This window comes from Mycobacterium sp. smrl_JER01 (assembly GCF_048513595.2).
In the GTDB taxonomy this organism is placed as follows: Bacteria; Actinomycetota; Actinomycetes; order Mycobacteriales; family Mycobacteriaceae; genus Mycobacterium.
The window spans coordinates 2,905,763-2,929,961 of sequence record NZ_JBLXXK020000001.1; the positions used below are offsets into that span (position 1 = coordinate 2,905,763).

At 68.9% G+C, this 24,199-nt stretch carries 21 protein-coding genes; 19 read left to right on the plus strand and 2 right to left on the minus strand.

Annotated features, from left to right (window positions below; translation table 11 throughout):
* The first annotated feature begins 214 nt into the window (after positions 1–214).
* The 13 genes from pheS to ACNUDN_RS13815 all read left to right on the plus strand — a co-directional run bounded on the left by pheS (position 215) and on the right by ACNUDN_RS13815 (position 13,970).
* Positions 215–1,258, plus strand: coding sequence for a phenylalanine--tRNA ligase subunit alpha (gene pheS / locus ACNUDN_RS13755; protein ID WP_419122455.1), 1,044 nt, complete (start codon positions 215–217; stop codon positions 1,256–1,258).
* Positions 1,258–3,744, plus strand: coding sequence for a phenylalanine--tRNA ligase subunit beta (gene pheT, locus ACNUDN_RS13760; protein ID WP_419122456.1), 2,487 nt, complete (start codon positions 1,258–1,260; stop codon positions 3,742–3,744). The genes pheS and pheT overlap by 1 nt, the downstream gene beginning before the upstream one ends.
* 80 nt (positions 3,745–3,824) lie before the next feature.
* Positions 3,825–4,859 carry an N-acetyl-gamma-glutamyl-phosphate reductase gene (argC, locus tag ACNUDN_RS13765; protein ID WP_419122457.1) on the plus strand — a complete coding sequence of 345 codons (1,035 nt, stop codon included), beginning with the start codon at positions 3,825–3,827 and terminating at the stop codon, positions 4,857–4,859.
* Positions 4,814–6,052 carry a bifunctional glutamate N-acetyltransferase/amino-acid acetyltransferase ArgJ gene (gene argJ / locus ACNUDN_RS13770; RefSeq protein WP_419122458.1) on the plus strand — a complete coding sequence of 413 codons (1,239 nt, stop codon included), beginning with the start codon at positions 4,814–4,816 and terminating at the stop codon, positions 6,050–6,052. The genes argC and argJ overlap by 46 nt, the downstream gene beginning before the upstream one ends.
* Positions 6,049–6,924, plus strand: a complete 876-nt coding sequence (gene argB / locus ACNUDN_RS13775) for an acetylglutamate kinase (RefSeq protein WP_419122459.1) — start codon at positions 6,049–6,051, stop codon at positions 6,922–6,924. The genes argJ and argB overlap by 4 nt, the downstream gene beginning before the upstream one ends.
* Positions 6,921–8,093 (plus strand): acetylornithine transaminase, encoded by a 1,173-nt coding sequence (locus ACNUDN_RS13780; RefSeq protein ID WP_419122460.1) that lies wholly within the window; start codon positions 6,921–6,923, stop codon positions 8,091–8,093. The genes argB and ACNUDN_RS13780 overlap by 4 nt, the downstream gene beginning before the upstream one ends.
* Complete coding sequence (argF, locus tag ACNUDN_RS13785) at positions 8,090–9,022, plus strand: ornithine carbamoyltransferase (RefSeq protein WP_419122461.1); 933 nt, start codon at positions 8,090–8,092, stop codon at positions 9,020–9,022. The genes ACNUDN_RS13780 and argF overlap by 4 nt, the downstream gene beginning before the upstream one ends.
* On the plus strand, positions 9,019–9,504 hold the full coding sequence (locus tag ACNUDN_RS13790; RefSeq protein WP_419122462.1) for an arginine repressor: 486 nt from the start codon (positions 9,019–9,021) through the stop codon (positions 9,502–9,504). The genes argF and ACNUDN_RS13790 overlap by 4 nt, the downstream gene beginning before the upstream one ends.
* A 26-nt stretch (positions 9,505–9,530) precedes the next feature.
* Complete coding sequence (locus ACNUDN_RS13795; protein ID WP_419122463.1) at positions 9,531–10,733, plus strand: argininosuccinate synthase; 1,203 nt, start codon at positions 9,531–9,533, stop codon at positions 10,731–10,733.
* A gap of 109 nt (positions 10,734–10,842) precedes the next feature.
* A complete protein-coding gene (gene argH / locus ACNUDN_RS13800) occupies positions 10,843–12,255 on the plus strand; it encodes an argininosuccinate lyase (RefSeq protein ID WP_419122464.1) in 1,413 nt (470 codons plus the stop codon).
* Positions 12,256–12,265: 10 nt separating this feature from the next.
* Complete coding sequence (locus ACNUDN_RS13805) at positions 12,266–12,892, plus strand: hypothetical protein (RefSeq protein ID WP_419122465.1); 627 nt, start codon at positions 12,266–12,268, stop codon at positions 12,890–12,892.
* The gene (locus ACNUDN_RS13810) at positions 12,889–13,470 is read left to right on the plus strand and encodes a hypothetical protein (RefSeq protein ID WP_419122466.1); all 582 of its coding nucleotides are present in this window, start codon (positions 12,889–12,891) and stop codon (positions 13,468–13,470) included. The genes ACNUDN_RS13805 and ACNUDN_RS13810 overlap by 4 nt, the downstream gene beginning before the upstream one ends.
* The gene (locus ACNUDN_RS13815) at positions 13,467–13,970 is read left to right on the plus strand and encodes a hypothetical protein (protein WP_419122467.1); all 504 of its coding nucleotides are present in this window, start codon (positions 13,467–13,469) and stop codon (positions 13,968–13,970) included. The genes ACNUDN_RS13810 and ACNUDN_RS13815 overlap by 4 nt, the downstream gene beginning before the upstream one ends.
* On the opposite strand, the gene ACNUDN_RS13820 is transcribed toward ACNUDN_RS13815, so the two are convergent.
* Positions 13,948–15,234, minus strand: a complete 1,287-nt coding sequence (locus ACNUDN_RS13820) for a hypothetical protein (protein ID WP_419122468.1) — start codon at positions 15,232–15,234, stop codon at positions 13,948–13,950. The two genes, ACNUDN_RS13815 and ACNUDN_RS13820, sit on opposite strands and share 23 nt — an antisense overlap.
* A complete protein-coding gene (locus tag ACNUDN_RS13825) occupies positions 15,231–16,994 on the minus strand; it encodes an ABC-F family ATP-binding cassette domain-containing protein (RefSeq protein ID WP_419122469.1) in 1,764 nt (587 codons plus the stop codon). Before ACNUDN_RS13825 ends, ACNUDN_RS13820 begins: the two co-directional genes overlap by 4 nt.
* 83 nt (positions 16,995–17,077) lie before the next feature.
* Here ACNUDN_RS13825 and ACNUDN_RS13830 point away from each other — a divergent pair, with 83 nt between their 5' ends.
* Genes ACNUDN_RS13830 through tyrS form a run of 6 tightly spaced genes read left to right on the plus strand, consistent with a single transcriptional unit; the run spans position 17,078 to position 23,830 of the window.
* Entirely contained in the window at positions 17,078–20,053 is a 2,976-nt protein-coding gene (locus ACNUDN_RS13830) for an acyl-CoA synthetase (protein WP_419125162.1), read from the plus strand.
* Positions 20,054–20,106: 53 nt separating this feature from the next.
* On the plus strand, positions 20,107–20,631 hold the full coding sequence (locus ACNUDN_RS13835; protein ID WP_419122470.1) for a hypothetical protein: 525 nt from the start codon (positions 20,107–20,109) through the stop codon (positions 20,629–20,631).
* Positions 20,631–20,837, plus strand: coding sequence for a Trm112 family protein (locus ACNUDN_RS13840; RefSeq protein ID WP_419122471.1), 207 nt, complete (start codon positions 20,631–20,633; stop codon positions 20,835–20,837). The genes ACNUDN_RS13835 and ACNUDN_RS13840 overlap by 1 nt, the downstream gene beginning before the upstream one ends.
* Positions 20,838–20,847: 10 nt before the next feature.
* A complete protein-coding gene (locus ACNUDN_RS13845) occupies positions 20,848–21,894 on the plus strand; it encodes an alpha/beta hydrolase (RefSeq protein WP_419122472.1) in 1,047 nt (348 codons plus the stop codon).
* Between the two features lies 1 nt (position 21,895).
* The gene (locus tag ACNUDN_RS13850) at positions 21,896–22,525 is read left to right on the plus strand and encodes a DNA-3-methyladenine glycosylase (protein WP_419122473.1); all 630 of its coding nucleotides are present in this window, start codon (positions 21,896–21,898) and stop codon (positions 22,523–22,525) included.
* A 27-nt stretch (positions 22,526–22,552) separates the two neighbouring features.
* Positions 22,553–23,830, plus strand: coding sequence for a tyrosine--tRNA ligase (gene tyrS, locus ACNUDN_RS13855; protein ID WP_431960043.1), 1,278 nt, complete (start codon positions 22,553–22,555; stop codon positions 23,828–23,830).
* The last annotated feature ends 369 nt before the right edge of the window (positions 23,831–24,199 follow it).

Below are 24,199 nucleotides of genomic sequence, written 5' to 3' on the forward strand. Positions count from 1 at the left end.
CGGAATCCACCCCCGCACCCCCGCCCCGGACACACCAGGATCCCGCTCGGACCTCGCGGCGAAAGAAGCCGCTGCGACGGCGACGACACCCTCGGGCCGGGGACCGCTACCCGGCGCGGGGTGAGGTCCGCCGATCGGCAGCGCACGCCGGTATCGCCGCCACCCGCCACGCGCCGACGAAAGTGCCTCGGCGCGTATCGCCTATGATCGCCGGGTGGCTGAGCAGCCAGTGGATCTTTCAGAGGAAGCGCTGACCCGGGCGGTCGGCGCGGCCCGGCATGCCTTCGACCAGGCCGCGACGCTGGACGAGCTCGCGAAGGTCAAGACCGAACACCTCGGCGACCGGTCCCCGATAGCGCTGGCGCGCCAAGCGCTGGGAGTACTGCCCAAAACCGAGCGCGCCGATGCCGGCAAGCGCGTCAACGTCGCCCGCGGCGAGGCCCAGCGCAGCTACGAGGACCGCCTGGCCGCGCTGCGGGCCGAGCGTGATGCCGAGGTCCTGGTCGCCGAGCGCATCGACGTCACTCTGCCCTCGACCCGCCAGCCGGTCGGCGCCCGTCACCCGATCACGATCCTCGCCGAGAACGTCGCCGACACGTTCGTGGCGATGGGGTGGGAGCTCGCCGAAGGACCTGAGGTCGAGACCGAGCAGTTCAACTTCGACGCGCTCAACTTCCCCCCGGACCACCCGGCGCGCAGCGAGCAGGACACCTTCCACGTCGCCCCGGAAGGCTCCCGGCAGGTGCTGCGCACCCATACCTCGCCGGTGCAGATCCGTGCGCTGCTGGAACGTGAACTGCCGGTGTACATCATCTCCATCGGGCGCACCTTCCGTACCGACGAACTCGACGCCACCCATACGCCGGTGTTCCACCAGGTAGAAGGCCTCGCAGTGGACAAGGGGCTGACGATGGCCAACCTGCGCGGCACCCTGGACGCATTCGCGCGCGCACAGTTCGGCCCGCAGGGGCGGACCCGGTTCCGGCCGCACTTCTTCCCGTTCACCGAACCGTCGGCCGAAGTCGACATCTGGTTCCCGAACAAGAAGGGCGGACCGGGGTGGGTCGAGTGGGGCGGCTGCGGCATCGTCAACCCGAACGTGTTGCGCGCCTGCGGAATCGACCCTGAGGTCTACTCGGGCTTCGCTTTCGGCATGGGTCTGGAGCGCACACTGCAGTTCCGCAACGGAATCCCCGACATGCGCGACATGGTCGAGGGCGATGTGCGTTTCTCGCTGCCGTTCGGGGTGGGCGCCTGATGCGACTTCCGTACAGCTGGCTCCGCGATGTCGTCCGGGCCGGCGCACCAGGCTGGGATGTGTCCGCCGAGGAGTTGGAGCAGACCTTCATCCGTATCGGCCACGAGGTCGAGGAGATCATCCCGGTCGGTCCGGTAACCGGCCCGTTGACGATCGGACGAGTCGCCGAGATCGAGGAACTCACCGATTTCAAGAAGCCGATCCGGGCTGTGAAGGTCGACGTCGGGGAGCCCGAGCTACGCGACATCGTCTGCGGCGCGACGAATTTCGCGGTCGGTGATCTGGTGGCAGTCGCGCTTCCGGGGACCGTGCTTCCCGGCGACTTCACCATCGCCACCCGGAAGACCTACGGCCGCACATCGGACGGGATGATCTGCTCGGCCTCGGAGCTCAACCTCGGCACCGACCATTCCGGCATCCTGGTATTGCCACCGGGGACGGCCGAGCCGGGTACGCCCGCGGCCGGAATTCTCGGACTCGATGACGTGGTGTTCCACCTCGCGATCACACCGGACCGCGGTTACTGCCTGTCGGTGCGGGGGATGGCGCGCGAGATCGCCAACGCCTACGACCTGGACTTCGCCGACCCCGCCGATGTCACGCCGCTGCCCGCTGAGCGCGAGGCGCTGCCGGTGACGATCGATCCCGGCACCGGTGTCCAGCGCTTCGGATTGCGGCCGGTCTCCGGTATCGATCCGAAAGCCCGGTCACCGTGGTGGATTCAGCGGCGTCTGTTGCTCAGCGGCATCCGCGCGATCTCACCGGCCGTCGATGTCACCAACTACGTGATGCTCGAGCTGGGACACCCGATGCACGCCCACGACAGCAGCCTGATCACCGGCGGCTTCCGGGTCCGATTCGCCGAACCCGGCGAGACGGTCGTCACACTCGACGACGTCGAGCGCACGCTCGATTCGGTCGACGTGCTCATCGTCGACGACGTCGCGACCGCTGCGATCGGCGGTGTGATGGGTGCCGGGACCACCGAGGTCCGGGACAGCACCACCGACGTCCTGTTGGAGGCGGCGGTCTGGGACCCCGCCGCGGTGTCGCGTACACAGCGGCGGCTGCATCTGCACAGTGAGGCCGGCCGGCGTTATGAGCGCACGGTGGATCCGGCAATATCGGTGGCCGCACTCGACCGGTGCGCGGCGCTGTTGGCCGATATCGCCAATGGCACAGTGGAACCCGCGCTGACCGACTGGCGCGGCGATCCGCCTCGCCAGGACTGGGCGCATCCGGCGGTGAGCATGCCGGTCGATCTGCCGGACCGGACCGCCGGAGTGCGGTATCCCGACGGCGCTGCCCGCACCAGGCTGACCCAGATCGGCGCCTCGGTCGTCGTGGACGGCGGCACACTCACCGCGACCCCGCCGAGCTGGCGGCCCGACCTGCGGCAGCCCGCCGACCTGGTCGAAGAGGTGATGCGCCTCGAAGGGCTCGACGTGATCCCTTCGGTGCTGCCCGCCGCGCCGGCCGGCCGCGGTCTGACACCCGGTCAGCGGCGTCGGCGTGCGATCGGAAAGGCATTGGCGCTCAGCGGTTTCGTCGAGATCCTGCCCACCCCGTTCCTCCCTGCGGGGATCTTCGACCAATGGGGCCTCGACGCCGGTGATCCACGCCGGAACACCACCGAGGTGCTCAACCCGCTGGAGTCCGACAGGCCTGCGTTGGCCACCACGCTCTTACCCGGATTGCTCGAAGCATTGACCCGCAACGTCGCCCGCGGCGCCGTCGACGTCGCCCTGTTCGCGATCGCCCAGGTGGTCGAGCCCACCGCCGAGACCACCTCGGTCCAGCGCATCCCGAACGACCGGCGACCCACCGACGAGGAGATCGCGGCGCTGGACACGTCGCTGCCCCGCCAACCCCAGCACGTCGCAGCCGTGCTGGCGGGTCTGCGGGAGCCGGCGGGGCCGTGGGGCCCCGGACGGCCGGTCGAGGCCGCGGACACCTTCGAGGCTGTCCGCGTCATCGGCCGGGCCGCCGGCGTGGAGTTCACGCTGCGGGCCGCCCAGCATCTTCCGTGGCACCCGGGGCGGTGCGCCGAGGTCTTGATCGGTGACGTCGTGGTCGGGCACGCCGGGCAGCTGCACCCCGCGGTCGTGGAGCGATCCGGCTTGCCCAAGGGGTCCTGCGCTGTCGAGATCGATCTTGATGCCGTGCCCATCACCGAACGGCTTCCCGCGCCCGGGGTGTCGCCGTTCCCGGCGGTGTTCCAGGACATCGCGCTGATCGTCGACGCCGACATCGCGGCCCAAAGTGTGGTGGACGCGGTCCGCGCCGGTGCCGGTGCTCTGCTCGAGGACGTCCGGATCTTCGATGTCTACACCGGTCCCCAGATCGGGGACGGCCGCAAGTCGCTGGCGCTGGCGCTGCGGTTCCGGGCCGCGGACCGCACGTTGACCGAGGACGAGGCCAGCGCCGCCCGCGACGCCGCCGTGCGCGCAGCCGCCGAGCGTGTCGGTGCGGTGCAGCGCCGCTGAGCACAGCACGCCACCGCCACCGGCCCCGGCCGGTTGAAATTGATTTGCATCCTCGTGCATAACCATGCATCATCACCGGTATGACATCCGTCGCAGTGGCCGGGGCCAGCGGTTATGCCGGAGGGGAGGTGCTTCGTCTGCTTCTCGGGCACCCCGCCTTCGCGGACGGCCGGCTGACCATCGGGGCACTCACCGCTGCGGCCAGCGCCGGGACCGCGCTGGCCGAACACCATCCGCATCTGCTGCCGTTGGCCGACCGCATCCTGGAGCCGACCGAACTGGACGCGCTGGCCGGCCATGACGTGGTGTTCCTCGGTCTGCCGCACGGGCATTCGGCCGCCCTGGCCGAACAGCTCGGCCCGGATGTCGTCATCGTCGACTGCGGCGCGGACTTCCGGCTCACCGACCCGGGCGCCTGGCAGCGGTTCTACGGTTCCGAGCATGCGGGGAGCTGGCCCTACGGCCTTCCGGAGCTGCCCGGCGGCAGGGACCGGCTCCGGGGCGCCACGCGGGTCGCGGTGCCCGGTTGCTATCCCACCGCCGCGCTGCTGGCGTTGTGGCCGGCGCTCGCCGAAGGTCTCGTCGAGCCTGCCGTCACCGTCGTCGCGGTCAGCGGGGCCTCGGGTGCGGGCCGCTCGGCCAAGGTGGACCTGCTCGGCGCCGAGATCATCGGGTCCGCACGCGCGTACAGCGTCGGCGGTACACACCGGCACACCCCCGAGATCGCCCAGGGCCTGCGCGGTGTCACCGGCACCGATGTCACGGTGTCGTTCACCCCGGTGCTGATCCCGACCTCGCGGGGAATCCTGGCCACCTGTACGGCGCGCACCGACGCGTCGCTGTCACAGCTGCGCGCGGCCTACGAAAAAGCCTATACCGACGAGCTTTTCGTCCACCTGCTGCCCGAGGGGCGGTTGCCCAAGACCGGTGCGGTCATCGGCAGCAACGCCGCTCAGATCGCGATCGCGGTCGACGAGGATGCTTCGACGTTCGTCGCGATCGCCGCCATCGACAACCTCGTGAAGGGAACCGGGGGTGCGGCCGTGCAGTCGATGAATCTCGCGCTGGGATGGCCCGAGGCCGAGGGGCTCTCGACGGTTGGGGTGGCACCGTGACCCGGCTGCTGCGCACCCAGGGTGTCACCGCCCCAGCCGGCTTCCGGGCCACCGGGATCTCGGCGGGCATCAAGGCTTCCGGGAACCTGGATCTGGCCCTGGTGTTCAACGAAGGGCCTGATCATGCCGCCGCGGGCGTATTCACCCGCAACAAGGTCAAGGCCGCGCCGGTGCTGTGGTCGCAACAGGTGCTGACCACCGGACGGCTGCGTGCGGTCATCCTGAACTCCGGCGGCGCCAACGCCTGCACCGGCCCCGGCGGATTCCAGGACACCCACGCCACCGCCGAGGCGGTCGCGGCCGCGCTGTCGGACTGGGGCACCGAGACCGGTGCCGTCGAGGTCGCGGTGTGCTCGACCGGGCTGATCGGTGACCGGCTGCCGATGGACAAGATGCTGGCCGGTGTCCAGGAGATCGTGCACGAGATGGCCGGCGGCCTGACCGGCGGCGAGGAAGCCGCCCGCGCGATCATGACCACCGACACCGTGCCCAAACAGGTTGCGCTGCACCATGACGACAAATGGACCGTGGGCGGGATGGCCAAGGGCGCCGGCATGCTGGCACCGTCGCTGGCGACAATGCTGTGCGTGATCACCACCGATGCCGTGGCCAGTGCGCAGGCTCTGCACGCGGCGCTGACGAAAGCGGCCGCCCGCACCTTCGACCGCCTCGATGTCGACGGCAGCTGCTCGACCAACGACACCGTTCTGCTGTTGTCCTCGGGTGCCAGCGAGGTCGCGCCCAGCCAGGCCGAACTCGATGACGCGGTGCTACGGGTCTGCGACGACCTGTGCGCGCAACTGCAGGCCGACGCCGAGGGTGTCACCAAGCGGATCCTGATCACCGTCACCGGCGCAGGCAGTGAGGACGACGCGGTCACCGCGGCCCGGGTGATCGCGCGGGACAGCCTGGTCAAGACCGCGCTGTTCGGCTCCGACCCGAACTGGGGCCGGGTGCTGGCCGCCGTCGGGATGGCGCCGGTCAAGCTGGATCCGGATCGTATCGTCGTGTCCTTCAACGGTTCTCCGGTGTGCATCGACGGCGTCGGGGCACCGGGAGCTCGCGATGTGGATTTGTCGGGGGAGGAGATCGCGGTCGTGGTCGATCTCGGCGTCGGATCGGAGTCGGCTTCGATCCGCACCACCGACCTGTCGCATGCCTACGTCGAAGAGAATTCGGCGTACAGCTCGTGAGCCCGACGACACCGGAGAAGGCGCGCGTACTGGCCGACGCGCTGCCGTGGCTCACCGCACTGCACGACAAGATCGTGGTGGTCAAGTATGGCGGCAACGCGATGACCGACGAACGGCTCAAGGCCGCCTTCGCCGCCGACATGGTGTTCCTGCGCAACTGCGGCGTCCACCCTGTCGTGGTGCACGGCGGCGGCCCGCAGATCTCTGCCATGCTCAAAAAGCTCGGTATCCCAGGCGATTTCAAGGGCGGATTCCGGGTCACCACACCAGAGGTGCTCGACGTCGCCCGGATGGTGTTGTTCGGGCAGGTCGGGCGTGAACTGGTCAACCTGATCAATGCGCACGGACCCTACGCGGTCGGCATCACCGGTGAGGACGCCCACCTGTTCACCGCGGTGCGACGTACCGTCATGGTGGACGGTGTCGCCACCGACATCGGTCTGGTCGGCGATGTCGAGCGGGTCAACACCGACGCGGTGGTGGACCTGATCGGGGCGGGGCGCATTCCGGTGGTGTCGACGATCGCCCCGGACACCGCCGGACTGGTCTACAACATCAACGCCGACACCGCGGCGGCCGCGCTGGCCGAAGCCCTGGGCGCCGAGAAACTGCTCATGCTCACCGATGTCGAGGGTCTGTACACCCGCTGGCCCGATCGCGATTCGCTGGTCAGCCAGATCAACTCCGAGGAACTCAGCGAACTGCTTCCCACCCTGGAGGAGGGCATGGTGCCCAAGATCGAGGCGTGCCTGCGGGCGATCACCGGCGGCGTGCCCAGTGCGCACGTCATCGACGGTCGGGTCGAGCACTGCGTGCTGGTCGAACTGTTCACCGACGAGGGCGCTGGTACGAAGGTGGTGCATTCCGCGTGAGTGATCTACTCAACCGCTGGTCGGCGGTCATGATGAACAACTACGGGACGCCGCCACTGGCGCTCGCCGGCGGTGACGGGGCAGTGGTCACCGACGTCGACGGCAACTCCTACCTCGATCTGCTGGGCGGCATCGCCGTCAACGTGCTCGGCCACCGCCATCCTGCGGTGATCGAGGCGGTCACCCGGCAGCTGAACACGCTCGGGCACACCTCCAATCTGTACGCCACCGAGCCCGGTGTCGCGCTCGCCGAAGCTCTCGTCGGACTGCTGGGTGCGCCCGCCAAGGCGTTCTTCTGCAACTCCGGCACCGAGGCCAACGAGGTGGCCTTCAAGATTTCCCGGCTCACCGGCCGGACGAAAGTCGTTGCCGCGCAAGGCGCTTTTCATGGCCGTACGATGGGGTCACTGGCGCTGACCGGCCAGCCGAGCAAGCAGGCGCCGTTCGAGCCGCTGCCCGGCGAGGTCACCCATGTGCCCTACGGCGACGCGGAGGCCCTGCGCGCCGCCGTCGACGGGGACACCGCCGCGGTGTTCCTGGAACCGATCATGGGGGAGGGCGGCGTCGTCGTCCCGCCGGCCGGATACCTGGTCGCGGCCCGGGAGATCACCGCCGCGCACGGCGCACTGCTGGTTCTCGACGAGGTGCAGACCGGTGTCGGCCGGACCGGGGCGTTCTACGCGCACCAGCACGACGGCATCACCCCCGACGTCGTGACCCTGGCCAAGGGTCTCGGTGGCGGCCTGCCCATCGGTGCCTGCCTGGCCGTCGGCGACACCGCCGACCTGCTGACGCCGGGACTGCACGGCAGCACGTTCGGCGGCAACCCGGTGTGCACAGCGGCCGGCCTGGCGGTGTTGACGGTGCTCGCCGATGACGGTCTGGTGGAGCGGGCCGATGTACTGGGCAAGACCATCGCGCACGGCGTCGAGGCGCTCAACCATCCGCTGGTCGACCGGGTCCGGGGTCGCGGATTGTTGCGCGGCATCGTGCTGACCGCCGAGTCGGCCAAACGTGTCGAGACCGCCGCCCGGGAAGCGGGTTTCCTGGTCAACGCGGCCGCGCCCGACGTCGTCCGGCTGGCCCCACCGCTGGTGATCACCGAGGCGCAGGTCGAGTCGTTTCTGTCAGCGCTCCCCACGGTTCTCGATGAGGCGGTTCGGTCATGACCCGGCATTTTCTGCGCGACGACGATTTCTCGCCCGAGGAGCAGGCCGAGGTGCTGGAGCTGGCGGCCGAGCTCAAGAAGGACCGCTTCCGTCGTCGTCCGCTCGAGGGCCCGCGCGGCGTCGCGGTGATCTTCGAGAAGAACTCGACCCGGACCCGATTCTCCTTCGAAATGGGTATCGCCGAACTGGGCGGTCACGCCGTGGTGGTCGACGGCCGCAGCACCCAGCTGGGACGCGAGGAGACGTTGGAGGACACCGGGCGGGTGTTGTCGCGTTACGTCGACGCGATCGTGTGGCGGACGTTTGCCCAGGAGCGGCTGACCGCGATGGCGAGTGGTGCCTCCGTCCCCATAATCAATGCGCTGTCCGACGAGTTCCATCCGTGCCAGGTGCTTGCTGACCTGCAGACGCTGGCCGAGCGTAAAGGTGCTCTGAAAGGGCTGCGGCTGAGCTACTTCGGCGACGGAGCCAACAACATGGCGCACTCGCTGATGCTGGGCGGGGTGACCGCAGGCATCGACGTGACCATCGCCGCACCGCGCGGTTTCGAGCCGCATCCGATGTTCGTCGCGGCGGCCGAGACCCGGGCTCACCAGACCGGTGCCACGGTCGCACTCACCGACGATCCGGTGCGGGCCGCCGAAGGCGCCGACGTGTTGGTCACCGACACGTGGACCTCGATGGGTCAGGAGAACGACGGCCTGGACCGGGTTCGGCCGTTCCGGCCCTTCCAGGTCAACTCCGAGATGCTCGACCGTGCCGACTCGCAAGCGGTCGTGCTGCACTGCCTTCCGGCCCACCGCGGACACGAGATCACCGACGAGGTGATCGACGGTCCGCGCAGCGCGGTGTGGGACGAGGCCGAGAACAGGTTGCACGCGCAGAAGGCGCTGCTGGTGTGGTTGCTCGACAAGACGAACCCGCGATGACGGCCGCCAGTACCCGCGCCGGCCGGCAGGCCCGCATCGTGGCCCTGTTGTCTGCGCAATCGGTGCGCAGCCAGAGCGAGTTGGCCGCGCTACTGGCCGATGAGGGCATCGATGTCACCCAGGCGACGCTGTCACGCGATCTCGAGGAACTCGGCGCGGTGAAGCTGCGCGGCGCCGACGGCGGTGTCGGGGTGTACATCGTCCCCGAGGACGGCAGCCCGGTGCGCGGGGTCGCCGGTGGCACCGAACGGGTGACCCGGCTGCTCGGGGATCTGCTGGTGTCGACGGACTTCAGCGCCAACCTCGCCGTGCTGCGCACCCCGCCCGGGGCGGCCCACTACCTGGCCAGTGCGCTCGACCGTGCCTCGCTACCCTATGTGGTCGGCACCGTCGCCGGCGATGACACCATCCTCGTCATCGCCCGCGAACCGATGACCGGCGCCGAACTGGCCGCCACCATCGAGAACCTCTCGAAAGCCTGAAGTACGTCAACAAAAAGGAGTTCCGTATGTCCGAGCGCGTCATCCTGGCGTATTCCGGCGGTCTCGACACCTCGGTGGCGATCAGCTGGATCGGCAAGGAGACCGGACGTGAGGTCGTCGCGGTCGCCATCGATCTCGGACAGGGCGGCGAGGACATGGAGGTGGTGCGCCAGCGCGCGCTGGACTGCGGCGCCGTCGAGGCCGTCGTCGTGGACGCCCGCGACGAATTCGCCGAGCAGTACTGCCTGCCCGCCATCCAGTCCAACGCGCTCTACATGGACCGCTACCCCCTGGTCTCGGCGTTAAGTCGCCCGCTGATCGTCAAGCACCTGGTCGACGCGGCCCGCGAGCACGGCGGCGGCATCGTCGCGCACGGTTGCACCGGCAAGGGCAACGACCAGGTGCGCTTCGAGGTGGGATTCGCCTCGCTGGCACCCGATCTGGAGGTCCTCGCCCCGGTCCGCGACTATGCGTGGACCCGGGAGAAGGCCATCGCGTTCGCCGAGGAGAACGCCATCCCGATCAATGTGACCAAGCGCTCGCCGTTCTCCATCGACCAGAACGTCTGGGGCCGTGCCGTGGAAACCGGCTTCCTGGAGCATCTGTGGAACGCGCCCACCAAGGACGTCTACGACTACACCGAGGATCCGACGATCAACTGGAGCAGCCCCGACGAGGTCGTCGTCGGGTTCGACAAGGGAGTGCCGGTGTCCCTGGACGGCAGCCCGGTCACCGTCTTGCAGGCCATCGAAGAGCTCAACCGGCGCGCCGGTGCGCAGGGGGTGGGCCGGCTGGATGTCGTCGAGGACCGGTTGGTGGGCATCAAGAGCCGGGAGATCTACGAGGCGCCCGGTGCCATGGTGCTGATCACCGCACACACCGAGCTCGAACACGTCACCCTGGAGCGTGAGCTGGGCCGGTTCAAGCGGACCACCGATCAGAAGTGGGGTGAGCTGGTGTACGACGGGCTGTGGTATTCCCCGCTGAAGACGGCGCTGGAGTCGTTCGTCGCCAAGACCCAGGAACACGTCAGCGGTGAGATCCGGCTGGTGCTGCACGGCGGCCACATCGCGGTGAACGGCCGTCGCAGCGCCGAATCGCTGTACGACTTCAACCTCGCTACCTACGACGAGGGTGACACCTTCGACCAGTCGGCGGCCAAGGGGTTCGTGCACGTGCACGGGTTGTCGTCGAGCCTGTCGGCGCGCCGGGACCTGGCGGGCAAGTGACCGCGATCCCCAGCCCCGGTCCCAGTACCGCGAGTGTGCGTGTCTGCAGGCCGGCGCGCGGCGGAAACCGGGCCAACACGCACGCTCGCACCGCGTCGACGGGACACCGATGAGCACCAACGAGGGTTCGTTGTGGGGCGGACGGTTCGCCGACGGTCCCGCCGAACCCCTTGCCGCGCTGAGCAAGTCCACCCACTTCGACTGGGTCCTGGCCCCCTATGACGTCCTGGCATCCAAGGCCCACGCCCGCGTGCTGTTCCGGGCGGGGCTGCTGACCGAGGAGCAGCGCGACGGACTGCTCGCCGGGCTGGACAGCCTGGGCTCCGACGTCGCCGACGGCACCTTCGGGCCGATCGTCACCGACGAGGACGTGCACGGCGCGCTGGAACGCGGACTGATCGAGCGGGTCGGACCTGATCTGGGCGGTCGGCTGCGCGCGGGACGGTCCCGCAACGACCAGGTGGCCACTCTGTTCCGGCTGTGGCTGCGGGACGCGGTCCGACGGGTCGCCGACGGCGTGCTGGAGGTGGTGTCCGCACTGGCCACCCAGGCGGCAGCGCACCCGACCGCGATCATGCCGGGCAAGACCCATCTGCAGTCGGCGCAGCCGGTGCTGCTGGCGCACCACCTGCTCGCCCACGCGCACCCGCTGCTGCGCGATGTGGACCGTCTGGCCGACTTCGACACCCGGGCGGCGGTATCGCCCTACGGATCCGGGGCGCTGGCAGGATCCTCACTCGGCCTCGACCCGGACGCCATCGCCGAGGAACTGGGCTTCCATGCCGCGGCAGACAATTCCATCGATGCCACCGCTGCCCGCGATTTCGCCGCCGAGGCGGCGTTCGTCCTGTCGATGATCGGGGTCGATCTGTCGCGGCTGGCCGAGGATGTCATCCTCTGGAGCACCACAGAATTCGGGTACGTCACCCTGCACGACGCCTGGTCGACCGGCAGTTCGATCATGCCGCAGAAGAAGAATCCCGACATCGCCGAGCTGGCCCGCGGCAAGGCCGGCAGACTGATCGGCAACCTGACCGGTCTGCTGGCCACCCTCAAAGCCCAACCGCTGGCGTACAACCGCGATCTGCAGGAGGACAAGGAACCGGTCTTCGATTCGGTGGCGCAGCTGGAGCTGCTGCTGCCCGCGATGGCCGGTCTGGTCGGCACCCTGCGCTTCGACGTGGACCGGATGGCCGAGCTGGCACCGCTCGGCTACACGCTGGCCACCGATGTCGCCGAGTGGCTGGTACGCCGCGGCGTGCCGTTCCGGGTCGCCCATGAAGCCGCAGGGGCTGCGGTGCGGGCGGCCGAGGCACGCGGTGTCGGGCTCGAAGACCTCGTCGACGCCGAGCTCGCCGGAATCCACCCTGACCTCACCCCGGACGTGCGCGACGTTCTCACCACCGAGGGTTCGGTGAACTCACGGGACGCCCGGGGTGGCACCGCGCCGGTCCAGGTCGCCAGACAGCTCGGCGCGGTGCGGGTCGCCACCGATGAATTGCGGGCCCGGCTGCGCGGCTAGCATCCACGGTATGGACACCGGGCCGGCCGATGACGCGCCCGCCGTCAGCCGACGATCCCCTCTGCGACAGTGGCTGGCCGAGCGCAGGATCAGCCAGTTGTGGAAGGCCGGCGTCGCGGCGATCCTGGCCGTCGCGGCGTTGTTCGGCGGGCTGGACACCGTCGACGACAAGGCCACCCCGTTCGCGCCGGGAGAGGACTTCAGCGACGGACAGTTCACCCTCAGCGTGGCGCGGGCGAGTCTGGTCCCCAGCGTGCAGGGCGGTGGACGCGTCATCGGCCCGCCCAAACCCGGTCACCGGTATCTCGGCGTGGTCGCCACCGTTCGCAACGACGGGACGTCGCCGGGACGACTGCGCAACGAGCTGGACGTGCGCAACCTGTCGGCCAAGGAGTTCTACGGCGTCTTCCGGTACCGCGACGGCTCGCCGATCCCGGCCCTCGGGCCGGGCCTGACCGAGCAGCTGGTGTTCGCCTGGCTCGTCCCCGACGACGCTGTCGCCGTGGGTGACACGATCACGGTCCGGGTGTGGAAGAAGAACTACCGTCAGTTGATGGTCACCTACGGCGGCAAGGAATGGCTCGACAGCCTCACCGATTACGGGGTCACCGAGCTGACCGTCGGAGGACCGTCGTGAACCAGGCTGAGCGGCAACCGAAGTCGGGTCTCGGGGCGGTCATGTCGGTGTGCGGCGTCCTGGCCGTCGTGGCAGCGGCCGCGGTGGTGTGGCACCACCTTCCGGCGCCGACCGATCTGTACGGTCCGTTCGAGGTCCGCGGCGTGGCAGGAGAACCCGTACCAGGCCGGACGGTCGTCGCCACCGTCACCGCGGTACGCATTGCACCGCAGGTGAATTCGGTTCCTGCAGCCGGTAACTGGGTCGTCGTCGACACCGTGTTGCAGGCGACCCGATCCACCGAGCTGCCCCGAGCCGAGTTGATCGTCGGACCCAACACCTATGCCCCGACCGACCGGTTCTTCATGGACACCCTCAGGGCGGAGATCGCTCCGGGCATCACCCAGCGCGGCAGCTGGGTCTTCGATGTCGCTGCGCCACTGGTCGCCGCCGGTGCCGCCGAACCGCTCACGCTGCGGGTGTGGACGGGCAGCGACATCCTGGACTCCCGGCTCGCCATCGCGATTCCCACCGACGACCGACGGCTCAGCAGAGCAGCAGCGGTGGAGCTCACCCGTCCAGAACTGAGCGCCGAATGAGGTGGCCGGCCGCGCTCTGGCAGCGCAACGTGCTCGGCCTGGCCGTCGTCGCGTGCACGGTGGGTGCCTTCATCGCCATCGACTTCGGACCGCAGTGGTCGGCATACCGCAACACGGTCACCCCGCGGTTGGTGGTGCCCGCCGGCGAGCGCGGCTCGGCGGACGGCCAGACCTGGGAGCTGGTGTCCATCCGCCACCAGAACCGCAGCGGTCTGAGCTTCGGGCCGCCACTTCCCGCCGGCACGGTGTTGACCGTGATCGTCGTCGACTGGACCGGGACACCGCTACCCGGATACTGCGGCGCGGTCCTCACCGACGGTGAACGGCGCTGGGACGCAGAAGGTGTCGGCGGATTCGCGCCGATCCCACCGGACGGGGTGAACGCGCTGTGCGACAAGCCGGGGCGTCTCCAGTTCGGCTTCGTGCTGCCCTCCGACGCCGTTCCGACCGCGCTGGACGTCACCCACGATCGTCAGATCACGGTGCGGATGCTGCTCTAGTCTGGTTCGAGCCGACGTGTTCGGCGCAATAGGCCACCGTGGCGGCGATCAGGCACACCCGCAAGGGCTCGATGATCAGGTGGGACACAAACACCAGTGCCGGCTGCGCCCAGTCCCAGAACGCCATCGGATGAGGCCCCAGCCACCACGCCACACCCCGGAACAGGTAGCCGGCCCGCACCTCCGGCCGATAAAAGCTGCCCGCCATGTCCAGCCACGCCAGACCCAGATAACCCAGCACGTACAACGACAACGCCAGCACACCGCCGTGCATGATCAGCCGGGCCGCGTCGGTGATCGTCCGGTAATTGCCCAGCCTGGACAGCAGCCAGTCGCGTACCTCGTGCCGGCGGACGTCAGGTAGCCGGGACCAGCGGGCCCGCACCAGTTCCTTGCGGGCGGCCGCCCGCTCGAACAGCAGGTCGGCCGGGCGGCCGGCAAGACGCCGTGCGGCACCCCGCCAGTCCTCGGGCATCGTCACGCCGTAGACGATCGCTGCCACCGCCAGCCACAGCAGCGGTATCGTGGCGCCGCCGAGCACCGTGGTCACCGCCCAGGTCACGGTGTCCCAGAGCATCTCCAGCGGCCGCAGATGGGAGAACAGTTCGGCGCGCGTCTCGTTGAACCACACCACGATCCGTCGCTGCGACAGCCAACCGGTGGGATTGAGGAAGAAGGTCAGGTCCTTGCTGGCGGCGAAACTGACACCGAGGAACACCCACAGCGCGTCCACGTACACCCGGACGCCCAGCATCCAGCCGGGGAGGCGGTCGCGCAGACGGCTGAGCACATAGCGCAGCACGAGGGCGGCGAAGATCAAGGCCCACGTGAGGGTGCCGACCGGCAATGTCTCGGGGTGCAGTTCGGTGATGCCGGGCGTCGCGATCGCGTCGGCGATCCGGTAATCGAGGCTGCGCCCCTCGAACGCGATCCAGTCCTCGGCGAACAACTTCCAGGCCAGATAGATCGCGAAGAACGGCACGATCACGGTGGAAAACACATCGACGCGGCGCGCAGACCGGCGCGGCAGCGCCGCCAGCACGGGAATCGCGCTGCGCAGCACGAAGAACATCGCGACGTAGGAGGCCAGACGGGCCAGCCCCGCCAGCGGCATGATCAACGACGCCCAGACGTCGTTGTCGTGACCGGCCCACGCCGCCAGCTCGATCGCCCCGCGCCGGGCCAACAGCCCCAGCAGGTAGCAGGCGGCCAGCTGCGGCCAGAAACGAAGGCACAGCACCAACGGCCGCAGCAGTGCGTTCATCCGCCGTCCTCGGCGGCCGCCAGCCACGCCTCCTCAAGTGAATCCTTGCGCGCCAACAATTCACCGAGCTCCATGTTCAACTCACCGGCGCGCACATGGTCGGCGGCGGCCTGCGCCATCGACTCATGCACCGCGGTGATGCGGTCCTCGAGTTTGGCGAGCTGGTTCTCGATCCGGGCCAGCTCCTTGCCGGTGCGGCGCTCACGGGCCGCGGCGGACTCGGGACGGGTGGGTTCGGCTCTCGCCGGTGCGGCGCTGTCGGCGGCCGCACGATCGGCCAGGTACTGCTCGATCCCGCCCGGCAGCAGGTCGCAGCGTCCCCCGCCGGTCAGCGCGTAGGTCACGTCGCTGACCCGCTCGAGGAAATAACGGTCGTGCGTCACCACGATCAGCGTTCCGGGCCACCCGTCCAGATAGTCCTCGATGACGGTCAACGTGTCGATGTCCAGATCGTTGGTCGGCTCGTCGAGCAGCAACACGTTGGGTTCGTCGAGCAACAGTCGCAGGAACTGCAGCCGCCTGCGCTCGCCGCCGGAGAGTTCACCGATGCGGGTGGTCAGCTTGTCTCCGACGAAGCCGAAATCCTTCAGCAGAGTGTCGGCGGTGATCTCCCGGCCGCCGGCCAGCTCGCTGACCCGGCGGCGGTCCTCGACCGCGTCGAGGACACGGGCGGACGGGTCGAGCTCCTTGAGCGCCTGACTGAGATGGCCGATGCGCAGCGTCGCGCCGCGCTTGACGGTGCCCGAGGAGGGCGTCAGGTCGCCGGCAAGCAGCCGCAGCACCGACGTCTTACCGGTGCCGTTGACCCCGACCAGGCCGATCCGGGCACCCGGGCCGATCGACCAGTCGATGCCGTCGAGCAGCACCCGGGGCGGTTCGCCGACTTCGAGCCGCACCCGGTGCAGGTCGAATACGTCCTTGCCCAGCCGGCTGGTGGCGAAGCGCTGCAGCACCAGCGAGTCCCGCGGCGGCGGTTCGTCGGCGATCAACTCGTTGGCCGCCTGGATGCGGAAGCGTGGCTTCGAGGTCCGCGCCGGTGGGCCGCGCCGCAGCCACGCCAGCTCCTTGCGCATCAGGTTGCGGCGACGCGCCTCGGTACCGGCAGCCACCCGCATCCGTTCGGCGCGGGCCAGCACGTAGGCGGCGTAACCACCGTCGTAGGCGTCGACGACTCCGTCGTGCACCTCCCAGGTCTTGCTGCACACCGAGTCGAGGAACCACCGGTCGTGACTGACCACCACCAGTGCCTTCGCCGGCCGGGTGGTGAGCAAGCCGGCCAGCCACCCGATCACCTCGACGTCGAGATGGTTGGTGGGTTCGTCGAGGACCAGGACGTCGTGGCCGGCCAGCAGCACCTCGGCCAGGGCGACCCGGCGCCGTTCACCGCCGGACAGGGCGGTGACGTCGGCGTCCAGGCTGACCTCGGCCAGCAGATGCTCGACAACCGCGCGGGTGTCGGCTTCGGCCGCCCAGATGTGGTCGGGGCGGCCGCCGACGATCACATCCCGCACCGAGGAACCGGCGTCGAAGTCGTCGGCCTGGCGCAGATAGCCGACCGACAGGCCCGATGTGTGGGTGACCCGGCCCGAGTCGGGTTCCTGGGCGGCGGTCAGCACCTTCAGCAGGGTGGTCTTGCCGTCGCCGTTTCGGCCCACGACGCCGATCGCGTCGCCTTCTTCGACGCCGAGGCTGACACCGTCGAGCAATGTCCTGGTGCCGTACCCGACGGTGGCCCGCTCCAGGTTGATCAGGTTTGCCATCAGCCGCCGATCCTATGCGGGCGCTGTGCCATGATGACGACGGCAGTCGGGGGAGCGCACATGGACAGTGGGGAGTGACGCGGGTGGTGGATCTCTCGGCGATCACCAGACCGGTGGGACGGCTGGTCGCGACCGCCCAGAACGGGCTGGAGGTGCTGCGCTACGGCGGACTGGAGACCGGCGCCGTACCGTCACCGTTCCAGATTGTCGAGAGCGTGCCGATGTACCGGCTCCGGCGCTACTTCCCACCCGACAGCCGGCCCGGCGCCACGCCTCCCGGCCCCCCGGTGCTGATGGTGCACCCGATGATGATGTCGGCCGACATGTGGGACGTCACCCGCGATGAAGGCGCCGTCGGCATTCTGCACAAGGCCGGAGTCGATCCCTGGGTCATCGACTTCGGTTCGCCCGACAAGATCGAGGGCGGGATGCAGCGCAATCTCGCCGACCATGTGGTGGCGCTCAGCGAGGCGATCGACACCGTCAAAACCGTCACGGGACGTGATGTGCACCTGGCCGGGTACTCGCAGGGCGGCATGTTCGCCTACCAGACCGCCGCCTACCGACGGTCGAAGGACCTCGCCAGCATCGTGGCATTCGGATCGCCGGTGGACACGCTGGCCGCGCTGCCCATGAATCTGCCCGCCAGCCTGGCCCCGGTCGCCGCCGATTTCATGGCCGACCACGTGTTCAGTCGGATCGACATCCCGGGCTGGCTGGCGCGCACCGGGTTTCAGATGCTCGACCCGGTCAAGACGGCGCAGTCGCGGCTCGATTTCCTGCGCCAGCTGCACGACCGTGAGGCGCTGCTCCCGCGCGAGCAGCAGCGCCGTTTCCTGGCCTCCGAGGGCTGGATCGCATGGTCGGGTCCGGCGATCTCCGAGCTGCTCAAGCAGTTCATCGCCCACAACCGGATGATGACGGGCGGGTTCTCGATCCACGGGAACCTGGTCACGCTCTCCGACATCGACTGCCCGGTGCTGGCGGTGATCGGGGAGGTCGACGATATCGGCCAGCCGGCATCGGTGCGTGGCATCAAGCGGGCCGCACCCCAGGCCGACGTGTATGAGTTCCTGATCAGGTCGGGCCATTTCGGCTTGGTGGTGGGCTCCAAGGCCGCCGGCGCGACGTGGCCGACGGTGGCCGAGTGGGTGCGATGGCTCGACGGAGGCGGCATCATGCCCGAGGGTGTGACGCCGATGCCGCTGCAACCCGCCGAGCCGAGCGAGAGCGGCGTCTCGTTGGCCTCACGTCTGGCGCACAGCGCGACCGCGGCCACCGAGATGGCTTTCAGCCTGGCCCGGTCGGCCGCCGGCGCGCTGGTGACCGCCAACAAGTCGGCACGCACCCTCGCGGTCGAGACTGCGCGCACCCTGCCCCGGTTGGCCCGGCTCGGACAGGTCAACGATCACACTCGAATCTCATTGGGCCGCATCATGAGTGAGCAGGCCCGCGATCTACCGCACGGTGAGGCGCTGCTGTTCGACGGCCGGGTACACACCTATGAAGCCGTCGACCGCCGCATCAACAACGTGGTGCGTGGGCTGATCGCGGTCGGCGTACGGCAGGGGGCGCGCGTCGGGGTTCTGATGGGGACGCGGCCGAGTGCCCTGGTCGCCATCGCGGCGCTGTCCCGGCTCGGCGCGGTGGCGGTCCTCATGCCGGCCGACGCCGACCTGGCCGAGGCGGCCCGGCTCGGCGCGGTCACCGAGATCATCACCGACCCGAGCAACCTCGAATCCGCGCGCGCCCTCGACATGCGTGTGCTGGTGCTCGGCGGTGGCGAGGCCCGGGATCTGCACCTGGACCAGAACGGCGACGGCGACGTCATCGACATGGAGAAGATCGACCCCGACGTCGTCGAGCTGCCCGGCTGGTACCGGCCCAATCCCGGACTTGCCCGTGACCTCGCCTTCATCGGGTTCAGCTCCATCAGCGGCGAGCTCATCGCGCGCCAGATCACCAACTACCGCTGGGCGCTGTCGGCGTTCGGCACCGCATCGGCGGCCAACCTCAGCCGCAACGACACCGTCTACTGCCTGACGCCGCTGCACCATCAGTCGGGCCTGCTGGTCAGCCTCGGCGGTGCGGTCGTCGGAGGTGCCCGCATCGCCCTGTCGCGGGAGCTGCGCCCGGACCGATTCCTCCAGGAGATCCGGCAGTACGGCGTGACCGTGGTGTCCTACACCTGGGCGATGCTGCGCGAGGTCATCGACGACCCGGCGTTCTCCCTCAACGGAAGTCACCCGGTCCGGCTCTTCATCGGCTCCGGAATGCCCGCCGGGTTGTGGAAACGGGTCGTGGACATATTCGAGCCGGCCAACGTCGTCGAGTTCTTCGCCACCACCGACGGCCAGGCGGTGCTCGCCAACGTCAAGGGCGCCAAGATCGGCAGCAAGGGCCGGCCGTTGCCGGGTGGCGGTGAGATCGCGCTGGCCGCCTTCGATCCGGAGGACAATCTCATCCTCGAAGACGACCGCGGTTTCGTCCGGCGTGCCGAGACGGGGGAGGTGGGCGTGCTGCTCGCGCACCCGCGCGGGCCGGTGGACCCGTTGGCCTCGGTGAAGCGCGGTGTGTTCGCCCCCGCCGACACCTGGGTGTCCACCGAGTACCTGTTCCGCCGTGACGAGGACGGCGACTACTGGCTGGTCGACAACCGGGCGTCGGTGATCCACACCCGGCGGGGCCCGGTGTTCGCCGCTACGGTCAACGACGCCGTCGGCAAGCTCGGGGCGGTCGACATGGCGGTCACCTATGCGGTGGACGCCGGCGGCGAAACCCTGGCGGTGACGGCGTTGGCGCTGTCCCCGGGCGGCAGCGTCCCGTCGGCTGACCTCTCCGAGGCGTTGGCCGGGCTGCCGGTAGGAAATGCGCCCGACATCGTCCACGTGGTCCCCGACATGACCCTGACCGCGACGTTCCGTCCGCTGGCGGGACCACTGCAGAAGCAGGGCATTCCCAAGGCGTCCCGTAACGCTTGGTACCTCGACCCCGATAGCAATCGGTACAAGCGGTTGACCGCTGCCGTGCGCAGCGAGATCGTGGGCAGTCAGCAGTGATGCCCGGCTCGGGCTGCGCTGTTAGGCTCGCCGGGTCGATTACGGAGGTTGGGATGACGAGGCAGGACAGCTTGACCCGTTCGTCGCTGTACCGCGCGGCCACCGGCGCCCTCTTGGGTGCCGCGCTCGCATTCGGCTCGGTGACCGCGGTCGCCCCGATGGCATCGGCGCAGCCCACCACGCAGGCCGAGGAACCACCGGCTCCGCGGATCTCGCCGGACCAGGTTCTGATGATGATCTCGCAGCAGTACCAGACCGGCCGGGGCGGTGGCCAGGTGTCGAAGCTGATCGAGCAGGTGATGAACCTGCGCGCCCGCGGAATCAGACCGTCGATCGCCAACACCCAGGCGCTGGCGGCCGGGCTGGATGCGCGCCCCAATCAGAAACCGCTGATCGACGCGCTGCAGTCGACGCTGACCTACCAGCGCAAGGTTCTCGCGCAGTCCTCCAATCAGATGCCGCAGGGCGGCGGCGCACCGCCGGTCGCCACCCCCGGAATCGCCGGTCAGCCGGGCTGGTCGCCCGGCAATCCGATGCAGCAGGATGGGGACACGATCTTCCCGATGCCCGGTCGCTGATGGCATTGGACGAAAGGTTGCGGGCGATCCTGGTCTGCCCGCAGGACCGCGGGCCGCTGCTGCTGATCGAGGATTCCCTGTACAACCCCCGCCTGCGACGCAAGTATCGCGTCGACGACGGGATTCCGGTGCTGCTCGTCGACGAGGCCGTCGCCGTCGACGACGATGAGCACCGACGGCTGATGTCGTCCGCGGGGCAGTCCTAGGTCGACGGTGGTGCGAGATTCACTGCGCAGAATTCCGGCAGGGAAGATCGACGTCACCGCACCGGTGATCATCGACGGACTCGACTACATCGACGCCGACGATCCCGCGATGCCGATGTATCGCGTGATCGCGAACAACCGGCGACCGGTGGCACTTCGCGATCTGATGATCGCACCGGTCCGTACCGGCTACATAGGCGACGGGCACCAACCGGATCCGAGCCTGGTCCCACCGGCGGGAGCCGATGCGGTACCCGACGTCGACGTCGTACAGGTCTATCTGCCGGTGCGCGACGGCGTCGCGCGCTGCCAGGTGTACCGGCCGACCGCCTGCCGGCCGGGACTGTTGCCGGTGATCGTGTACTACCACGGTGGCGGGTTCACCGTCGGATCCTCCGAGGACTGCGACTTCCTGGCCCGCAAGCTCGCCGTCACCAACTCGGCACTGGTGGTGTCGGCCAACTACCGATCGGCGCCCGAGTACATGTTCCCGGTTCCGTTCGACGACGCCTTCGACGTCTACACATGGGTGAGCGAACACGGAGCGGACTTGGGCGCCGACATCAGCCGGGTGGTGGTGGCAGGCGATTCCGCGGGGTCGAACTTCGCCGCCGCGCTGCCGCTGCGTGCCCGTGACGAAGGCGTGCGGGTGCCCGACGCCGTGGTGATGCTGGGCGCTTTCGCCGATTTCCAGTTCGAGCGGTGGCCGTCCTTCCTTGCGCTGGCACCCCGCGGCATCGTCTACGACATGGCGTTCGCCGGCTTCATCCGCGGTGCGTATGTGGGTGCGACACCCTGGAGCCATCCTTGGATCAGCCCCATCGAGGGAGATCTGACGGACTATCCGCCGGCTGTCGTCGTGGCCGGCACCCACGATCCGATCGTCGACTCGGCCCGTGCCTTCGCCGATCGGATCCGCCGCGCCGGCGGCCGGGTCCACGAGTACTTTCCCGCCGGGATGCCGCACGGCTTCTATTTCTTCCCGGGGGTGCACGTCGAGGAAGCCGTGGCGTATCGCGTCGTGGCAGATGCACTCACCGGCGTGCTGAATCCGTGACGTGTCGGCCGACCTTCTCGCGGTAGACCCGCTCACCGCCGCGCGGATGCTGCTGGGCGCCCGGCTGATCGGGCGCGGAGTCACTGCGACGATCGTCGAGGTGGAGGCTTACGGTGGACCGACCGACGGCCCGTGGCCGGATGCCGCGGCGCACTCGTTCCGCGGGCCCGGCCCGCGGAACGCGGTGATGTTCGGCCCGGCGGGCAGGCTCTACACCTACCGCAGCCACGGTATCCACGTCTGCGCGAACGTGGTGTGCGCAACCGATGGGGTGGCGGCCGCGGTGCTGTTGCGTGCGGCGGTCATCGACACCGGCCACGATGTGGCGTGGTCGCGCCGTGGGCCGGCCGTCACCGAGGTGGCGCTGGCCCGCGGACCGGGCAATCTGTGTTCTGCGCTGGGGATCACCATGGCCGACAACGGCGTCGACGTGTTCGACCCGTCGTCGCCGGTGCAGGTCGAACTGCCGACGGAGGTCGCATCGGGGGAAACGCGCGACGGGGTCGCCGGTCCGCGTGTCGGGGTCAGCAAGGCTGCCGACCGCCCGTGGCGGATCTGGCTGGGCGGGCTGCCCGAAGTATCGGCCTACCGGCGCAGCCCACGGGCACCGGTTCCCGGCCAGAGCGACTAGTACGGAAAGATCGGCGAGGTGACTGTCATGGGCGTGCCGAACATCCTCGACGAATTGGACTGGCGCGGGTTGATTGCGCAGTCCACCGACCGCGATGCGCTGGCCGCGGCACTGGCCGAAGGTCCGGTCACGGTCTACTCAGGATTCGACCCGACGGCACCGAGCCTGCACGCCGGCCACCTCATACCGCTGCTCACGCTGCGCCGGTTTCAGCGCGCCGGCCATCGCCCGATCGTGCTTGCCGGCGGCGCCACCGGCTTGATCGGTGATCCTCGCGACGTCGGTGAGCGCACACTCAACACCGCCGACACGGTCGCCGAGTGGGCGGACCGGATCCGGGGACAGCTGGAGCGCTTCGTGGATTTCGACGATTCGCCGACCGGGGCGGTGGTGGCCGACAACCTCTCCTGGACCGGTGAGCTGTCGGCGATCGAGTTCCTCCGGGACATCGGCAAGCACTTCTCGGTCAATGTGATGCTGGACCGCGACACGGTGCGGCGCCGCCTCGAAGGGGAGGGCATCTCCTACACCGAGTTCAGCTACATGCTTCTGCAGGCCAACGACTACGTCGAGCTGCATCGACGGTACGGGTGCGCATTGCAGATCGGCGGATCCGATCAATGGGGCAACATCATCGCCGGTGTTCGACTCGTGCGGCAGAAGAGCGGCGCAGCCGTGCACGCGCTCACCACGCCGCTGGTGACCGACTCCGAGGGTAAGAAGTTCGGCAAGTCCACCGGCGGGGGGAGTCTCTGGCTGGACCCAGACCTGACCAGCCCGTACGCCTGGTACCAGTATTTCGTCAACACCGCTGACGCCGATGTGCTGCCCTACCTGCTCTGGTTCACCTTCCTGACCGCCGACGAACTGGCAGCACTCGAGCAGGCAACACAAGAGCGCCCGCACGAGCGGTCCGCGCAACGACGGCTGGCGCGGGAGCTGACCACCCTCGTGCACGGGGAGGCGGCGACCGCGGCCGTCGAACACGCCAGCCAGGCGTTGTTCGGCCGGGCCGAGTTGACCGAATTGGATGAGCCGACGCTGGCGGCGGCGCTGCGGGAGGCCTCGGTCGCAACCCTCGCGCCCGGCGGTGCCGATTCGATCACCGATCTGCTTGTGGCGAGCGGACTCTGCGCGAGCAAGGGGGCGGCACGTCGCACCATCGCCGAAGGGGGGGTGTCGGTCAACAACGTGAAGATCACCACAGATGACTGGTTCCCGCAGGGATCGGACTTCCTGCACGGCAAGTGGTTGGTGCTGCGCCGAGGTAAGCGCAACGTCGCCGGCATCGAGCGCATCGGCTGATCGACGCGGGAATCCACAGGTCAGAGCGCATCGCGGCGCCTCGGGAACAAACGTCACCGATGAACCGTTGAAGACTCTGAGTCAACGCACCGCTGTGGTGCGCGCGCTGGAACCGAGGCGAAACACCCGATCTAGCAGGCCATTTGACTCAGCGTTATCCCTGACGTAACTTATCGGAGTCGCCGCGACACGGGCCAAAACCCGGGGAGCGCGGCGGCCTCCAGAGGGAAGTCCGGTAACGCGGATGTCCTCATCTGTCCGAACTAGAGTCCACGGCTTTTAGCCGCGGGATTCCTGCGCGGTCAGGCTGGGTGTGTTGTTTGAGAACTCAATAGTGTGTTTGGTGGTTTTTGTTTGTTGTTTTTTTGG

Excerpts from the sequence above, each read along its gene's own strand:
- pheT (WP_419122456.1), top strand. The coding sequence starts at position 1,258 with ATGCGACTTCCGTACAGCTGGCTCCGCGATGTCGTCCGGGCCGGCGCA.
- argC (WP_419122457.1), top strand. The coding sequence starts at position 3,825 with ATGACATCCGTCGCAGTGGCCGGGGCCAGCGGTTATGCCGGAGGGGAG.
- argJ (WP_419122458.1), top strand. The coding sequence starts at position 4,814 with ATGGCCCGAGGCCGAGGGGCTCTCGACGGTTGGGGTGGCACCGTGACC.
- argF (WP_419122461.1), top strand. The coding sequence starts at position 8,090 with ATGACCCGGCATTTTCTGCGCGACGACGATTTCTCGCCCGAGGAGCAG.
- ACNUDN_RS13790 (WP_419122462.1), top strand. The coding sequence starts at position 9,019 with ATGACGGCCGCCAGTACCCGCGCCGGCCGGCAGGCCCGCATCGTGGCC.
- ACNUDN_RS13795 (WP_419122463.1), top strand. The coding sequence starts at position 9,531 with ATGTCCGAGCGCGTCATCCTGGCGTATTCCGGCGGTCTCGACACCTCG.
- argH (WP_419122464.1), top strand. The coding sequence starts at position 10,843 with ATGAGCACCAACGAGGGTTCGTTGTGGGGCGGACGGTTCGCCGACGGT.
- ACNUDN_RS13805 (WP_419122465.1), top strand. The coding sequence starts at position 12,266 with ATGGACACCGGGCCGGCCGATGACGCGCCCGCCGTCAGCCGACGATCC.
- ACNUDN_RS13815 (WP_419122467.1), top strand. The coding sequence starts at position 13,467 with ATGAGGTGGCCGGCCGCGCTCTGGCAGCGCAACGTGCTCGGCCTGGCC.
- ACNUDN_RS13820 (WP_419122468.1), bottom strand. The coding sequence starts at position 15,234 with ATGAACGCACTGCTGCGGCCGTTGGTGCTGTGCCTTCGTTTCTGGCCG.
- ACNUDN_RS13825 (WP_419122469.1), bottom strand. The coding sequence starts at position 16,994 with ATGGCAAACCTGATCAACCTGGAGCGGGCCACCGTCGGGTACGGCACC.
- ACNUDN_RS13835 (WP_419122470.1), top strand. The coding sequence starts at position 20,107 with ATGACGAGGCAGGACAGCTTGACCCGTTCGTCGCTGTACCGCGCGGCC.
- ACNUDN_RS13840 (WP_419122471.1), top strand. The coding sequence starts at position 20,631 with ATGGCATTGGACGAAAGGTTGCGGGCGATCCTGGTCTGCCCGCAGGAC.
- tyrS (WP_431960043.1), top strand. The coding sequence starts at position 22,553 with ATGGGCGTGCCGAACATCCTCGACGAATTGGACTGGCGCGGGTTGATT.